Source organism: Colwellia sp. 75C3 (assembly GCF_002836255.1).
Taxonomy (GTDB): Bacteria; Pseudomonadota; Gammaproteobacteria; order Enterobacterales; family Alteromonadaceae; genus Colwellia.
In genome coordinates this window covers 14,117-28,830 of the sequence record NZ_PJAU01000056.1, presented here as the reverse complement: position 1 = coordinate 28,830, position 14,714 = coordinate 14,117, and the positions used below count along the sequence as shown (strand labels likewise).

General features: G+C 37.0%; 18 protein-coding genes. 5 read left to right on the top strand and 13 right to left on the bottom strand.

The window, feature by feature from the left end:
* Window positions 1-102: 102 nt before the first annotated feature.
* The gene (locus CXF85_RS15450; protein WP_101229556.1) at window positions 103-2,913 is read right to left on the bottom strand and encodes an insulinase family protein; all 2,811 of its coding nucleotides are present in this window, start codon (window positions 2,911-2,913) and stop codon (window positions 103-105) included.
* Window positions 2,914-3,461: 548 nt separating this feature from the next.
* Here CXF85_RS15450 and sixA point away from each other — a divergent pair.
* Window positions 3,462-4,022 carry a phosphohistidine phosphatase SixA gene (sixA, locus tag CXF85_RS15445; RefSeq protein WP_101229555.1) on the top strand — a complete coding sequence of 187 codons (561 nt, stop codon included), beginning with the start codon at window positions 3,462-3,464 and terminating at the stop codon, window positions 4,020-4,022.
* Window positions 4,023-4,041: 19 nt separating this feature from the next.
* Here the strand turns inward: sixA and smrB are convergent, their stop codons facing one another.
* Window positions 4,042-4,749 (bottom strand): endonuclease SmrB, encoded by a 708-nt coding sequence (gene smrB / locus CXF85_RS15440; RefSeq protein WP_101229554.1) that lies wholly within the window; start codon window positions 4,747-4,749, stop codon window positions 4,042-4,044.
* Between the two features lie 134 nt (window positions 4,750-4,883).
* Here smrB and prmB point away from each other — a divergent pair, with 134 nt between their 5' ends.
* The 4 genes from prmB to CXF85_RS15420 all read left to right on the top strand — a co-directional run bounded on the left by prmB (window position 4,884) and on the right by CXF85_RS15420 (window position 9,210).
* Window positions 4,884-5,822, top strand: a complete 939-nt coding sequence (gene prmB, locus CXF85_RS15435; protein ID WP_101229553.1) for a 50S ribosomal protein L3 N(5)-glutamine methyltransferase — start codon at window positions 4,884-4,886, stop codon at window positions 5,820-5,822.
* Window positions 5,823-5,945: 123 nt separating this feature from the next.
* The gene (gene aroC / locus CXF85_RS15430) at window positions 5,946-7,067 is read left to right on the top strand and encodes a chorismate synthase (RefSeq protein ID WP_101229552.1); all 1,122 of its coding nucleotides are present in this window, start codon (window positions 5,946-5,948) and stop codon (window positions 7,065-7,067) included.
* A gap of 170 nt (window positions 7,068-7,237) precedes the next feature.
* Window positions 7,238-8,443 carry an MFS transporter gene (locus CXF85_RS15425; RefSeq protein WP_232771224.1) on the top strand — a complete coding sequence of 402 codons (1,206 nt, stop codon included), beginning with the start codon at window positions 7,238-7,240 and terminating at the stop codon, window positions 8,441-8,443.
* A 365-nt stretch (window positions 8,444-8,808) separates the two neighbouring features.
* Window positions 8,809-9,210: a rhodanese-like domain-containing protein gene (locus CXF85_RS15420; protein ID WP_101229550.1), complete on the top strand. Its 402-nt coding sequence runs from the start codon at window positions 8,809-8,811 to the stop codon at window positions 9,208-9,210.
* Window positions 9,211-9,349: 139 nt separating this feature from the next.
* On the opposite strand, the gene CXF85_RS15415 is transcribed toward CXF85_RS15420, so the two are convergent.
* The 11 genes from CXF85_RS15415 to CXF85_RS15365 form a co-directional block, all read right to left on the bottom strand.
* Window positions 9,350-9,718 carry a VOC family protein gene (locus tag CXF85_RS15415; RefSeq protein ID WP_101229549.1) on the bottom strand — a complete coding sequence of 123 codons (369 nt, stop codon included), beginning with the start codon at window positions 9,716-9,718 and terminating at the stop codon, window positions 9,350-9,352.
* A gap of 62 nt (window positions 9,719-9,780) precedes the next feature.
* Complete coding sequence (locus tag CXF85_RS15410; RefSeq protein WP_101229548.1) at window positions 9,781-10,158, bottom strand: hypothetical protein; 378 nt, start codon at window positions 10,156-10,158, stop codon at window positions 9,781-9,783.
* A 24-nt stretch (window positions 10,159-10,182) separates the two neighbouring features.
* A complete protein-coding gene (locus tag CXF85_RS15405; RefSeq protein WP_101229547.1) occupies window positions 10,183-10,902 on the bottom strand; it encodes a hypothetical protein in 720 nt (239 codons plus the stop codon).
* Between the two features lie 70 nt (window positions 10,903-10,972).
* On the bottom strand, window positions 10,973-11,518 hold the full coding sequence (locus CXF85_RS15400) for a manganese efflux pump MntP (protein WP_101229546.1): 546 nt from the start codon (window positions 11,516-11,518) through the stop codon (window positions 10,973-10,975).
* A 23-nt stretch (window positions 11,519-11,541) separates the two neighbouring features.
* Window positions 11,542-12,009 (bottom strand): OsmC family protein, encoded by a 468-nt coding sequence (locus tag CXF85_RS15395; protein WP_101229545.1) that lies wholly within the window; start codon window positions 12,007-12,009, stop codon window positions 11,542-11,544.
* A gap of 17 nt (window positions 12,010-12,026) precedes the next feature.
* Complete coding sequence (locus tag CXF85_RS15390) at window positions 12,027-12,233, bottom strand: hypothetical protein (protein ID WP_101229544.1); 207 nt, start codon at window positions 12,231-12,233, stop codon at window positions 12,027-12,029.
* Window positions 12,234-12,283: 50 nt separating this feature from the next.
* Window positions 12,284-12,679: a hypothetical protein gene (locus CXF85_RS15385; protein ID WP_101229543.1), complete on the bottom strand. Its 396-nt coding sequence runs from the start codon at window positions 12,677-12,679 to the stop codon at window positions 12,284-12,286.
* Window positions 12,680-12,721: 42 nt separating this feature from the next.
* The gene (locus tag CXF85_RS15380; protein ID WP_101229542.1) at window positions 12,722-13,198 is read right to left on the bottom strand and encodes a GNAT family N-acetyltransferase; all 477 of its coding nucleotides are present in this window, start codon (window positions 13,196-13,198) and stop codon (window positions 12,722-12,724) included.
* Between the two features lie 39 nt (window positions 13,199-13,237).
* Window positions 13,238-13,639 carry an NUDIX hydrolase gene (locus tag CXF85_RS15375; RefSeq protein WP_101229541.1) on the bottom strand — a complete coding sequence of 134 codons (402 nt, stop codon included), beginning with the start codon at window positions 13,637-13,639 and terminating at the stop codon, window positions 13,238-13,240.
* Window positions 13,640-13,663: 24 nt separating this feature from the next.
* Window positions 13,664-14,026: a GFA family protein gene (locus tag CXF85_RS15370; protein ID WP_101229540.1), complete on the bottom strand. Its 363-nt coding sequence runs from the start codon at window positions 14,024-14,026 to the stop codon at window positions 13,664-13,666.
* 68 nt (window positions 14,027-14,094) lie between these two features.
* Window positions 14,095-14,712, bottom strand: coding sequence for a hypothetical protein (locus CXF85_RS15365; protein ID WP_101229539.1), 618 nt, complete (start codon window positions 14,710-14,712; stop codon window positions 14,095-14,097).
* Window positions 14,713-14,714: the final 2 nt, after the last annotated feature.

The following is a 14,714-nucleotide window of genomic DNA, read 5'->3' as shown; positions in this document are numbered from 1 at the left end:
TAAGGGCGTATAGTTTAATCAAAAAAGAATAAAAAAGGCTGTTGAGACTTTTTAAACGTAATCGTTTAATTAATATCAACAGCCTTTTTTGATCTTTAATCGTTAGTACTTTATCGGACTGCCTTTAACAAAAGCTTTCATATCTGTAATTATTTCACCGCTGGGTTTTTGTGCTTGTTCTAGCAAATCACTTTGCGAATACAGAATAAATCGATCAGGCTGACAAGCATTAACTAAACTGTTTTTAACAAAGGTTTTTACTTGCGCTAGCGTTAAATTTAAAACCGCCTCCAGTAAATTTTCTTTGTGGGTAAACTCTTCATCTTTATTACAAATAGCCGCCCAAAAACGCTGACTTTTAATGCGTAAGTTGTGGTCTTTTTCTTGTAATTGACTCGCTAAACCCTGCATTAAATGTTGCCATTGATCATCGCTAATATCATCGAGCACACTAACACTATCGCTAATAAATTCATCCATAGCTTGCGCTAAGGTAAAAGCATCACAATGGGGCGACTGAATATAAAAAGCGATACCTGGGTAGCTGTTAATAGGTACATAACCGACCCCGACTAAATAACCATATTGTTTTTCTGTGCGCATTTGTTGAAAGAATAAAGGTGATAAGATGTGGCTAGTGATCATCGCAAGCGCTACTGAGTTATCATCTTTGTGTTCAAACGTCGTATAGATAACACAAGCATGATCGTGTTCAGGTAAGCTAATAGGCAATAATAGTGTTCCTTTGCTCGTCATATCGGTTACAGGGCACAACATGGCATACTTTTCGTCAACATTACCTTGGAAAGCTTTTTCAATGGTCTCGCATAATTGTTGGGCATGTCCAATCAACCAATTACCATGTATAAGCACTTCTAATGTCACTTGTTGAAATAGTTGCGTAGTAAAGTGCTGATATTGACTAAAACTAACCTGACCAAGCGCTTGCGCTAATGCTTTGCTCGGAGGATTATTAGGTTGCATTACCGAGCTAAGGGTAGCGAATAATTGCGAAATAGATTTACTTTTTTCATTATTATTCCAATGTTTAACCAACTGTTTTTTGAACAAATCAAAGTGTTCTTCAGTTACCTGATGACTATGTAATCGCTTTAACAGTTTACTTAACAACAAATGTTGGTTTTCACTATATCCAGAGAGTTGTACCGTCACGCCACCTTGATGGGCGTACAAATGATAATGGATACCTGCTAATTCTGCTTCGTAGTTCTCTTCAATGACAGTATCTGTATATAAATCGACAAATAAGCGTGTCATGGCGATATTAGCGACACTGGCGACAACAAAGGGGGAATCAATACCTATATATAAGTAACCTTTGGGAACCTTAAATGTGTGATCTTGTTTATACCAAGCCACCAGTCCATTTTGATTCACTATTTTTGTTGGAAGTACTGCTCTTTCCTGCGTTGATTCTTGACTCTTTTCACTGTTATATATTGTTGGCTCTTCAACAATATAAGGATTTTGATCAGGTAAATACAAACCTTGTATGTGATCCTTATCTGTGGATTCAATATCGCGCCAGTGAACTAATTGTGGTTCAGAAATGGGCGTTACATGATAAGGCACTTGGTACCAAAAGCTATTCTTAGAAAAACTATTTTGCTGGCTAACATGCATGAGTCGCATATTATCTACCTGTAAATAACTGAGTAACTTGCTGATATTGTCTCTAGACATACCAGACATCACATAATCACCAAAAATATAATCTTCTTCAGGGTAATACTGCATGTTGATGACTAATTGACTAACACTGTCGAGTGGTCGAGTTTTTTCATGGTAAATAAAAGCGAGGTTACTAATCTTTTGCTTTTCTTGGTAATAGTGTTCCGCTATTTCACTATTTTTGAGCAGAGCAATATAAGCAAATACTATATCGACTACCTCATTAATATGTTCTTCACCTAATTCCGTTAAGGCGATGCTGATATTAAAATCTTTAAAATTAGAGCCATTAATACCTGAGCCTGCGGTCAATGCTAACGCCCATTGATGTTTTTTCAGTAATGATAAAACACTACCTTCACCTTCATGGCCTAATAAATAAGCAAGGATAGACTCGGGCTTATCTAGATAATATTTATCAATACTTTCCATAGCAAAACTGATAATCAACTGATGATCATTTTTAACCGGGCATACATCAATTTTAATTTTTTGATGCATGGGTAAATATAAAGGTTGAGTAACTGCTGGTAGTGGTGATTCAGCTGACTTGATTGGAGTGAACAGTTGCTCAGCGAGACATTTAAGTTCATCTAAGTCTTGCGGTCCTTCAATCGCTAACGTCATATACTCTGCGCGATAAAACTGTTGAAAAAAGGCTTGTACTTCTTTGCTTATATTTTTACCACACCGGTCAGCTAAGGTATCTAAGTTACCCACTGAAAATTGAGAGAAAGGGTGTTTAGGGTTAATGGTATCTTTGTGAACATCATATAAACGTCTGATATCATCTTTTAATTTTAAGGTGAATTCAGCATCGATATTTTCACGCTCTTTAACGACAAAATCATCCGCAAGTAAAGGGGCAATAAAAAACTCACTAAAACGCTCTAATGCCGACGAAAAGTGTGTTGCGGTAATATCAAAGAAAAAACAGGTATGTTCTGTGCCAGTCCAGGCATTATGATTACCGCCATGCTGGCTAATAAATTTTTGATATTCACTGCCATCAGGGAAATTCTTTGTCCCTAAAAATAGCATATGCTCTAAAAAGTGCGCTAAACCTTGTCTATCTCTTGGATCATTAAAATGACCGACATTTACTGCCAAAGCAGCAGCCGACTTAGCTGTTTCATTGTTATGAATAAGTAGTACGCGTAAACCATTGCTTAGCGTAATTGCCTGATATTCTTTTGAATCATTGGGACTTTGCTTCAACATTAAGGCTCCTAAGAACACATTATACCAATTCTATTAAATTTATTTCCAACTCAGAGCTATATTAGCGAGCTTATAATAAGTAAAATTGGTTAAACATAGTTATTCTATATTTCATTAATTTTGTGCTGTTATCAGTTTGCTAATAAACTCCCAAAGGGCGAGTTTAAAAGGCTTATATGCAGCGTTATTTATTTTGATAAGGGAGTAACCATTATCATCAATCAATGCCTTGCCTCTTAGCCTTTTAATTCTCGCTGAGTGGAAAATAACTTAATAGACTTGGTATCTAACAACAAAGCGTATTGCGGGAATATGGATAGTTTCTGAATTTCACAGGGAGATAAAACAATTCCTAATTACTTAAAGGAATAAAAAAAGCCTATTTATTCTAAACCGTTGTTACTAATACGAGTTCATTTCTATTACTATAGCCGCAAAAATAACTTAGACTCAATACTTTAGCTAATAAAAGTTGTAATAAAGTTATAAAGAAGCTGAAATTGAAATAATCAGCGAACATAATCTATAAGTAGTCGGCGAGAGAATTAATGCAAGTTTATATAATGCGGCATGGCGAAGCTCAAAACTTTGTTGCACAGGGCAGTCGTGATGACAGTCAAAGAGCGTTAACCGCACAAGGTAAAACCGAAGCGAAAATGATGGCGAATTGGTTGCAAAAAATGCAGATTAATCCAATACATGTTTTTGTTAGCCCTTATGTTCGAGCTCAACAAACCTGTGCTATTGCAACGGAAATGATGAAAAGTGCCATTACCACGCTAGATTTTATTACACCCTCAGGTGATGCTAAACAGGTACATGACTTTATTGATGGTTGGTGCAGTGAGCAACAAGCAGTGTTAGAACTGAACACTTCAGGTCAGCAAGAGATAACTAATATAGTGGCAACTAAGCAACAGTCAACTAATCAAGAAGCAAGCTTGCTAATCATTTCTCACATGCCGTTAGTTAGCTACTTAGTAGCGCAATTAACGCAATCGGACAATGCCCCCATTTTTGCTACAGCAGGCATTGCGCACATTGATTATGATATTGAGCGAATGCAAGGAACCTTGCAACGTCTGGTCTCACCGATAGAACTGTGTTAATTGCAGTTCAAGCTATCTATTAATCTCGATTATATTTATCTTTTAGTTCGATTAACGCCAAAATAGCGCCATCACCACCCCATTCTAACGGTGCTTGATGAAATGCCATAACATCAGGATGCTGTACTAACCAATGCGGCACCTTATTCTTTAATATATGTGAGCCTATACCATGAACAACACATATACATTGGGCGTGTTCCTTTTGGCAGGCAAAGAGTAGGGCAGCGAGTTCCTTTTTCGCTTGGTGCTGATCTAAACCATGTAAATCAAGAATAAGATCGGGTCGATAATGGCCGCGGCGTAAGTTTTTAACTTCAAAACTGTCAACACCCTCACGAACATATTTCATTGGGCCTTGCTTATTTAAATTAGGTTCAAATTCATCAGAAAAATGAAATTGAGCAATGGCCTTATTTGCCTTGTTATACTCTTGGTCATTTTTTAGGGAAGTGTTAGACTTATGCCCTCTTTTAATTAAGCGAACTGTGTCGATAACCAACGGCTTAACTTGACCGATAGCATCAGCAAAAATTTGCTTTTCATCAGGCAATACTGTGTTTAATACGGGGTTAATTGACGCATTAGTTTTACGTAATGACTCAGCCATTTTATTTTGTTGAATCTTGCTTTGCGCGGTCGCTTCAATATTCGCGCGAACTTTGGCTTTAATTGAAGAAAGTTTGGATTTTAGGGCTCTGTTTTTCATCAGCGCAGTGTAAAACATTTTAGTGCCAATACATAACAATTAATGCTGTTAAGCCCCTTAGGTAACATACAAAAAGAGCTTCACAGTTAAGCTGTACAATTAAACTTCAAGTTTATGCAGCAAAATATAAGAACACTTTTGAGGAAGATACATTGAGTAATACCAATTTCGCAGAGATTACCGAGCAGTTACACACCATTGCTGATTATTGTCGTTATGGTGCTAGTTTATTTAACCAAGCTGAGCTTTTTTATGGTCATGGAAATGACAATGCTTTAAATGAAGCACTTACCTTAGTGATGTTTGCTTTATCCTTGCCCGAGGAGATGAGTCAAGACGTAATGACTTGTCGTTTGGTTGAAGTTGAAAAGCAAAATATTCTAGCACTCTTTGAGCAACGTATTGAGACACAACAACCAGTTGCCTACATCACTAACCTTGCTTATTTTGCGCAATTACCATTTTATGTAGACGATCGTGTTTTAGTGCCTCGTTCACCTATTGGTGAATTGATTGAAAAACACTTTTCTCCTTATTTCAGTGAGAAAAATCCACCGAAGAACATTTTAGATTTGTGTACCGGCAGTGGTTGTATTGCTATTGCCTGCGCGAGTTACTTTCCAAATGCAGAGGTTGATGCTGTCGATTTATCTATCGATGCGTTGGATGTTGCACAAATTAATATTGAAAACCATGGTTTAAGTGAACAAGTTATTCCAATTCAATCTGATGTTTTCTCTGGGGTTATTGCACAAAAATATGATTTAATTGTCACTAATCCGCCTTATGTTGATCAAGAAGACATTGATAGCTTACCGGCGGAGTTTACCCATGAACCGAAAATGGGATTAGGTTGTGGTGAAGATGGTTTAGATATTGTTCGTGTTATCTTGGCTGAGAGTGCTCTGCACCTCAATGATGATGGCATACTCATCTGCGAAGTAGGTAATTCACAGTATCATGTTGAAGCGCTCTACCCAGAGGTTGATTTTACCTGGTTAAGCTTTGAACGCGGTGGTCATGGTGTATTTATGCTAAATAAAGCGCAGTTAGAACAACACACTGAAGCATTTTTAGCAGCACTTAAATAACATAAATGTAAAATTAGCAGCTATCTACAGCGACAGTTCAAAAAACAAACAGTGAAACTAGATAGTACAAAAAATTGCTAGTACTCATAGCTTTAAAAATAAATTAATAGGCGGTAATGTTCAATGTCAGGTAATACCTTCGGAAAGTTATTTACAGTCACCTCATTTGGTGAAAGTCATGGTTTAGGATTAGGCGCTATTATCGATGGTTGCCCACCAGGGCTTGAATTATCTGAAGCTGATCTACAAATTGATCTCGACAGACGTCGTCCAGGCACATCTCGATATACCACAGCACGTCGAGAAGCCGACGAAGTAAAAATTCTTTCGGGCGTATTCGAAGGTAAAACTACCGGCACGCCAATTGGTTTAATGATTGAAAACACCGACCAACGTTCAAAAGACTATGGAGATATTGCGCAAAGCTTCCGTCCAGGTCATGCAGATTATACATATTGGCAAAAATATGGATTACGTGATTATCGAGGTGGTGGTCGTTCTTCTGCCCGTGAAACTGCTATGCGTGTTGCTGCTGGTGCGGTAGCAAAGAAATACTTAGCCGACAAATTTGGTATGACCATCCAAGCCTGTGTTACCCAAATAGGTGATATTGTTGCCAGTGGTCCAAATGGTGCACCGTTTGATGTTAATACTGTTGACTGGGCTAGTGTAGAAGACAACCCATTCTTCTTCCCCGATGAAACTAAAATTGACCAGCTTGGTGAATACCTGCGTGGCATCATCAAAGAAAAAGACTCTATTGGCGCTAAAGTAACGGTTGTAGCAACTAATGTACCTGTTGGTTTAGGCGAGCCTATCTTTGACCGGTTAGATGCTGACATTGCCCATGGTTTGATGAGTATCAATGCAGTTAAAGGTGTTGAAGTTGGTGATGGATTTGCAGTGGTAAATCAAAAAGGCTCAGAGCATAGAGATGAACTTACCCCGGAAGGTTTTTCAACTAACCATTCTGGTGGTGTTTTAGGTGGTATTTCTTCAGGACAGCAAATCATTGCGCATTTAGCCCTTAAACCGACATCAAGTATCGGCGTAAGTGGTAAAACGGTTGATTTAACCGGTGAAGCGACTGACATTATCACTAAAGGTCGTCATGATCCTTGTGTTGGAATTCGTGCTGTACCTATTGCTGAAGCGATGTTAGCGTTAACATTAATGGATCATTTCTTACGTCATCGTGGACAAAATGCTGATGTTCAATGTATTACACCGAACATTGAAGCTTAAATAAAAAAAGAACATAAAATAACGTGCCTATGCACATGGCTCAGGCACGTCATCCCCGTGGTGTATTAATCGGGGATCCAGTCATTATAAAGTGATGGATCTTCGATCAGATACTTCGAAGATGACGTTTACAGCGAACTCCTGAGTTAACTATATAGCCATGTAAATTAATGACTATTTTCAATCATCATAAGGCTACTCCCTTGGTGTTTTTTAACGTGATGTTTGTTCGTTTATCTTCGAATTACTTCTTCTACTTTGCCTTACTGGGCCTAATCTCACCCTATTTAGCCATTTTCCTTGATGGACAGGGGTTTAGCTCTCGTCAAGTGGGCGAAATTCTTGCCATTATTACCGCGACAAAAATTGTTGCACCAAGCTTATGGGCAACACTTGCAGATATAACAGCAAAACCGCTACTTATCATTCGACTCGGTGCATTGTTAGCACTAGTTAGTTTTAGCTTACTTTATTGGTTTACCCAGTATTGGCCAATCACCTTTTGTTTGGCACTTTTTACTTTATTCTGGACAGCAATTTTACCGCAATTAGAAGTGCATACGTTAAACACTATTAAGCACAGCAGTAAAATCTATGCCCGAGTTCGCTTATGGGGGAGTTTAGGCTTTATTGTTTTAGCGGTAGTGGCCGGCGAGGCTATGAGTGCATTAGGACACCAAGCCTTTACCACATTAGGCGTTATTACTTTAGTCTGCCTATTGATCAGTACCTTGTTTTTAACCGCCAGGGAACCAGTGAAGTCAGTAAATAAAAATGCCAACGAACCCGCTCCGATACTTGATAAAATTCTTGATGGCCGTTTTATTTGTTTCTTTATCGCAGGTTTATTATTACAAGTTAGCTTCGCGCCTTATTACGGGTTTTTTGCTCTGTTTTTACGAGACCTCCAATATTCTGGATTGACTGTAGGCTTAATTATTTCTTTGGGCGTGGTTGCTGAAGTTATTGCCTTTATTTATATGGGCACACTATTTAAACACTTTTCCTTAAACACCTTATTAGTCTTTAGCTTAGGCATTACTGCCGTACGTTGGTTCATGATACCAGTAGTTGCTGACTCAGTTGTGTGGCTTTCGATAATACAATTAGGACACGCGGCGAGTTTTGCTATCTATCATAGTGCGAGTATGAAATTTATTTCTTCGCATTTTACTAAGGTACAACAAAGTCGAGGGCAGGGGATTTATTTAGGTGGCGTGTATGGTGTCGGTGGAGCAATTGGTGCTTATCTAACGGGTGTACTTTGGCTAGACGGGCAAGGTGCAGATAATACGTTTATTATGGCCGGGGCAAGTGCATTAATTGGCGCTATCATTATGATTTTTACTAAAAATAAATCAATTATACCAATTTGATTAAATTTCTTCCCAACACAGAGCTGTACTCAATGTTCAATAACAAGGAAAATTTGTTTTGGTCTGGTCATTCTAAACCAAATGAATTTAACGATGTTAGTGGTCATTGAGTAAGCTCCCATAGGGCGAGTTTAAAGGGTTCATATGCGGCGTTATTGATTTTGACAAGGGAATAACCATTCTCTTCAATCAATGCCTTGCCTCTAAACCCTTTAACTCTCGCTGAGTGTGAAAGAACTTAATCAATTTGGTATTACTTCGTTTAGCTAATCTACTTTTCTTTAGAATGCTGTAGAGTACTGTATAGTATTTAACGTTGCTGAAATTACGCCACTCAAATAATAAATAATAGATAAGGTCATCAGATGAAATATAGTTTTGTTAAAAAAATTGCCACCACTATTGTACTTGCTATGGCATTAACTACTACCGGGCAAGTTGCCGCTGAAGATATAAGTCAAAGCCAATTACAAACGATTATGAAGAATGAGCAACAAGTTATTGTGCTCGATGTTAGAACGGTTGAAGAATTCGAACAAGGCCATATACCTAATGCGGTAAATATTCCACATAAGCAGCTTGAAGCCCGATTAGCCGAATTGTCTGGTGCTAAAAACACGCAAGTAGTTATCTATTGCCGTTCAGGTAGAAGAGCAGAAGTTGCCAAACAAGTACTGGTAAAAAGTGGTTTTAATCAGTTAGATCATTTATCTGGTGACTTTAATGAATGGACCAGTAATAACCTACCGATAAGTAAAGGTAAGTAATACCAAACGGATCTAAAATAAAAAAGCCCTCGCATTAATTAGTTTTAATAAATGCGGGGGCTTTTTTCGTTATAATTAACGTATGTAGTTAGCTTTGACGTTGGGATACAAAACAAAGCTAAAAAGTTAATCAATAAAGTTAAGCAATATAGGCTTTCACCGGTGACCAAACGGCCAACTCGTTACCACTCGGCTCAGTAAAGTGAAAACGACGTCCACCAGGGAAAGAGAAAATAGCTTGGCTTATAGTACCACCAGCGCTTCTAACGCGTCGTTCGGTTGCTTCTAAATCATCACTAAGTAAAACCAACAAACAAGCGCCATTCGCTGTATTTGAAACAAGCTCAGACTTAAAGAAACCGCCTTCGATGCCTGAATTGCTAAAGGCAGTATACTCTTCACCATAATCAATAAACGACCAAGCGAAGGCTCGTTCAAAAAAGATTTTGGTCGCAGGAATATTTTTTGCAGGCAATTCTACATAATTAATCATTTCCCGGGGTGTCATAACTAAGCCCTCCTAATAGCTATTTAGACTAAATGAAACAATGCTAACTATAGCTTAATGCTTTACTTTTTGTTTAGGGTAGCGATAGAGTCAAAGTCATTTAAATCAACCGTTACCTCTAATTCCCTGAAATATTTGATAAAACGTTTTGGGTAAATAAAGTAGCCTTTATAGCGACAAACTCTGCTTTTTAATAAAATAAAGGTTAGCAGAGCAACATAAGTTATGTATAAAAGTATCGTAGATATAATAAGGCTGCTGCTGAGTAATTTTAAACATAGAATAAAAGCGAAAATCCCCACAACGAATGACAATACCTTATGCTGTGTTATTTTAGGGTAACCGTAAAACTGAAAATAATCGAGACGGTTGAGATACCAAGTGCCTGTTTTAGAACCTGATTCGTTAAGATATTTATTTTCTCTAAACTGTTTGGTCATCAGGGTTACTCATTACGTCTTTGATTATTTTATATCTTTAAGTGCTACTGCAGCACTAACAGGATTACTGCCAAAGACACTAATAACCAATGAAGCGATACCCGCTAATTCAGCTGCTTTTGATAATGACTTGCCTAAAGGCGATTTTTTCTGCTCACCAGTGCGGTAACTTTCAAATCGCTCAGGGCCAATAATATCATTACGAATTCTTCTGTAAATGGCTTTTATAGCATCATTAGCTTGCGCTTGAGAGTCGTTAAGTACAGATTGATAAACACGATTTATCACCTTATTAAATACATCAAATTGCGTGACAACTTGTTCAGAAGAAGGGGAGTAACTGGCAGTGCTTTCAAGTAATCGTACTTGCTTTTGAAAATAACGAAAATGCGCAGGGTTTTCTAACTTAAAACGTACTTGTCCTTTTTCTAAGCTTTCAAGTTCGATAGATACACGTGACAATGAAGAAATTATATCCAACCAAACCTCTACTTCATCTTTACCAGAAAACTTTATCCAACCGGTTTCCACCAAAGATTTTACCCGGCTTTCTTTAATTTTGAAGGTTTCCGATAGTGCAAAAACATCTACTTTTTGAGTACCCGAATATTTAAGGTATAAATGAATAATGAGCGCATCAAGATCTGCTTTTGGCATAGAGCCTAAACCTTGTTGACCAACATAACTTTGCATTAAGTCCCGTAAAAATAATGCTTTTGAATTTTCTGAAATATTTTCTAGCACAATAAATCCCTATTTTTTGACTGCTATTTTAGCCGTCATGCTGTAAACGTTAATACCTATTCGGTTTTATTCACGATGAAATAAGTATTTTTATTGCCATCACGATTAAAGTGAGACCACCGACAAATTCAGCCTTACTCTCCAACCACGTTCCTCCTTTAGCTCCCACTAAAACACCAAGCCAACTAAAGGCAAAGGTAATCACACCAATAATAAAACAGGCAAGAAATGGATTTACCGGTAAAAGCGTTAAGCTAAATCCAGCGGCCATCGCATCAATACTAGTGGCAATGGCTAAAATCAATAAAACACGGTGAGTGATCTTACTTATATCTTCTTCAATACCTTCAGAGAACGAGTCAAAGATCATTTTTGCTCCTATAAGAAATAGCAACAAAAAGGCAATCCACGGCGTATACGATTCAACCCAAGTTAATACGCCCTTACCACCCAAATATCCAATAATGGGCATAACACCTTGGAATACTCCAAAGTAGATTGCCACTATTATGCCTAAGGGCGCTATTTTGCTGTGCTGTTTAGTTGCACCTAAACCAATAGAAACGGCAAAGGCATCCATACTTAATGCTATCGCGAGAATAATGACTTCTATCATTTAAAAACGTCCTAAATAACTTATTAATTGATTATCTCAGTGACAATTTCAGTTTTAACTGAATTGGCGATAAAACATTGTTCATGTGCTTGATGGTGCATTTTTTCAAGTTGTAATAGTGTTGGTTCTTTATTACTCGAAAACAGCGCATGTGGCCTTAAAGTAACTTTTGTCATTGCCATTTTACCTTGTTCATCTTTTTCCATAATGCCGACAGCATTATCGACATAAGAGTCTACAATATATTTTCTTTTAGCAGCGATAGATAAAAAGAATAACATGTGACAACTAGATAGTGAGGCAACAAATGCTTCCTCAGGATCAACATTCGCTTCAACAGAATAGGGAAGGGCAACAATGTGGGGCGAAGAGGATGCTTGTACAATTGCGCCTCCGTCAAATATCCATTCATGTGCTCTACTATATTTATTATCAATATAGTTTTCATCAGCGGATCTAAGCCAATTGATTTTTGCGAAATATTCAGACATTTTAGCTATCTCTCCTTTTATTTATACCAAATACTTATCACGATTGTTGACGCTTGAAATGAACCACCACTTTGAGATTGAGTGATATTCTGAATTTTGATATTGGGTTGAGTGGCTAACCAGATATTAATATCGCCTTGTAAACCATGATCCGTAGCGGTATCTGTTTTAGGTAAAAAACCAATTTTCGGTCTTAAAATCTTAGTAAATATTTTAACTTCCATGATATCTCCATATTTCTATTAGCATTGATACGTGACTAGCTCATTATGTTCTATTTATCCATATAAGCTTGAACTGAAATGGTATTTACATGACAGATATTAGCGGTAACAACGGTATCGTATTGAACCCAATTTATATGATCTTCTTTGATAACCGTAATATCATATGTTCCTTTTCTTTCTCCTGCGACTGAAAAAGTGAAATTTTCTGTACAGCTTTCACCCGCTTCATTTGTTAGTTCTTCAACAAAGTCACCATCCTGAACTTTCACTGTTGCACCACATGCATTAGGAAATCCAGTTTCTTTATCAAATACATTAATTCTAAGCGCTGGTGAAAATTCCTCAGTGCAAGCAATAACATCCCCATCGTTGGTTGTTTTTTCTTCACAACCAGCTAAAGCAATCAAACTGAGAAGAGATAATTTAACTATTCTTAAATTCATATTCATATATCCTTATAAAAATACCGTTAGAACACTTTGTTATCAAGCAATGGCGTAATCAATGATTACGCCATGTTCAACCGACATTGCTAGTTTTTCAATACCATGAGATGGAGTCCATCTTTTAAATTCAGCAAAACCATGTTTCTTATATAAATTTATTGCAGGTGTATTTACCACTGCGGTTTCTACAACCGCTTCAGCAATATCAAATGAATTTAGCACATAGTTTATCAATTTATCGGCGATACCTTTCCTAAAATATGCAGGGTCAACAGTTAAACTATCAATACTTAACTGCTTATTTGCTATAACGATCTCAATAACCGCAGCGAGACATTTATTTTTACTAAAACCATAAAACTGTGTGCTTGAACTTTCTATATCCTTAACACTTCGAAATAGTGGAGGAAAATCAAGAGTACCTATAAGTTGAGCTTCAATTTTATAAGAATTCTGAAAAATGTTGAAAATCTGATTTGCTACGTCTTTATCTGTATGTTCAAGTTTTGTAATCATGTTATCCCTGATCTCAATAGTTACATTGTTCTCTAATGGCTACGTTAATAAACCTTTGCTCTTGAGCCAATCCATAGCTTGAATCGAACCAAGAGAGCAAAGATGTTTGTCTTGATAACCGATAAAACCTATTTCTTCTATCTCTGCATCAGGCGAAATATTTCCTTGAAAGTCAGCGTAATAACACGTTAACTTAACCATTGTTCCATTATTTTTTCCATCAGCTTGAGCTTTAAACGTTGCAGCATATTTGATTGTACTAGGAATTAAGTCTACAGATATTTCTTCTTGAATTTCACGTACGAGTGCTTGTTCATCTGATTCACCTTTTTCTCGCTTACCACCAGGAATATAAAATAAATCTTTGTTTTTAGAACGAGCGCTCAGTAGCTTTCCATCTCGAATATATAACCAAGCCAGTTTATCTATTTCTTTTTTCACAAATACTCCTTACGTGAATGACATTTATGACTTTATTTCTGACCATGTATCAGCACCATCAAAAAACCGAGTGTTAAGGGAGCTGAGAATAGTGGCATTTACTAAGCGAAAATTGACAGCCATTTTATCTTTATTGCCCAATTGAGTTGGTGTGTAATGAGTTAAACAACCACAGTTATTACAATGATGAAATTTAATTGTTTTATCACCCCAGCTGTACGAAGAAATCGTATCTTTTTTTGCGACAATCTCAACTTCCAGGGGGGAGAAATAAGCCCATAGAGACGCATACTTGCTACAAGCAGAACAGTTACAGCAGGTGACTGTTTCAGTACTGTCAGGAACAGTTATTTTGATATTCCCACAGTGACAACGTGCTTCTATCATTCAGTGATACTCCTTGATGTCTAATGATATACCTTATTTTTAGTGTGAAACATCCAACTGTTTTAGTCCTACTTGATGGGCGTATTTTTATGCCTACCAGATATATATATTTTCAAACCAAAAAGCGTTAATGTCATTAACAGAATTAACCCAATGATACCCATATACTGATTAATACCTTTATAAGGAGTCCATTGTAAGTAATGTATCTTATATAGTGTATTTATCAACCTTGTATCTTCACCTTTTTGCCGCAGTGTTAATCGCTCCCAATTAAGCGATACCTCAATGCCTTTACTTGTTATAACTTTAAAATTATTCCTAGAAATAACTTGCCCATATCGGTCTGATTTATTTAAAAATGAATCATTGAAAAGCGAGTTAAGCGCGACACCTGCCGGTATTTCTTTTGATTGCAATGAAATAGGATCGAGATGCTCGAAGCCGTTTTTTGTTTTAACAAGTAAATGATAACCAAGTATTGTTTTTAAAAGCCTGACCTCTGTCCATTCTTTTGATTCGGGGATGATAAATGACTTTTCTAAAGGATACGTTTTTACTGCTAACTGATCATATGCAGCTTGATAACCAGGTTTAATAAAGAATACTATTCCTGTAAAAGTCCAGCCAATCACCGGTAAAACTAGCAGTAATCCAATGATTCTATGTATTCGTTTACTTTTCATAA

What these genes read in the sequence shown, in the direction of transcription:
- CXF85_RS15450 (WP_101229556.1), bottom strand. Translation starts at nt 2,913, where the DNA reads ATGTTGAAGCAAAGTCCCAATGATTCAAAAGAATATCAGGCAATTACG.
- sixA (WP_101229555.1), top strand. Translation starts at nt 3,462, where the DNA reads ATGCAAGTTTATATAATGCGGCATGGCGAAGCTCAAAACTTTGTTGCA.
- smrB (WP_101229554.1), bottom strand. Translation starts at nt 4,749, where the DNA reads ATGTTTTACACTGCGCTGATGAAAAACAGAGCCCTAAAATCCAAACTT.
- aroC (WP_101229552.1), top strand. Translation starts at nt 5,946, where the DNA reads ATGTCAGGTAATACCTTCGGAAAGTTATTTACAGTCACCTCATTTGGT.
- CXF85_RS15425 (WP_232771224.1), top strand. Translation starts at nt 7,238, where the DNA reads ATGACTATTTTCAATCATCATAAGGCTACTCCCTTGGTGTTTTTTAAC.
- CXF85_RS15420 (WP_101229550.1), top strand. Translation starts at nt 8,809, where the DNA reads ATGAAATATAGTTTTGTTAAAAAAATTGCCACCACTATTGTACTTGCT.
- CXF85_RS15415 (WP_101229549.1), bottom strand. Translation starts at nt 9,718, where the DNA reads ATGACACCCCGGGAAATGATTAATTATGTAGAATTGCCTGCAAAAAAT.
- CXF85_RS15410 (WP_101229548.1), bottom strand. Translation starts at nt 10,158, where the DNA reads ATGACCAAACAGTTTAGAGAAAATAAATATCTTAACGAATCAGGTTCT.
- CXF85_RS15400 (WP_101229546.1), bottom strand. Translation starts at nt 11,518, where the DNA reads ATGATAGAAGTCATTATTCTCGCGATAGCATTAAGTATGGATGCCTTT.
- CXF85_RS15395 (WP_101229545.1), bottom strand. Translation starts at nt 12,009, where the DNA reads ATGTCTGAATATTTCGCAAAAATCAATTGGCTTAGATCCGCTGATGAA.
- CXF85_RS15390 (WP_101229544.1), bottom strand. Translation starts at nt 12,233, where the DNA reads ATGGAAGTTAAAATATTTACTAAGATTTTAAGACCGAAAATTGGTTTT.
- CXF85_RS15385 (WP_101229543.1), bottom strand. Translation starts at nt 12,679, where the DNA reads ATGAATTTAAGAATAGTTAAATTATCTCTTCTCAGTTTGATTGCTTTA.
- CXF85_RS15380 (WP_101229542.1), bottom strand. Translation starts at nt 13,198, where the DNA reads ATGATTACAAAACTTGAACATACAGATAAAGACGTAGCAAATCAGATT.
- CXF85_RS15370 (WP_101229540.1), bottom strand. Translation starts at nt 14,026, where the DNA reads ATGATAGAAGCACGTTGTCACTGTGGGAATATCAAAATAACTGTTCCT.
- CXF85_RS15365 (WP_101229539.1), bottom strand. Translation starts at nt 14,712, where the DNA reads ATGAAAAGTAAACGAATACATAGAATCATTGGATTACTGCTAGTTTTA.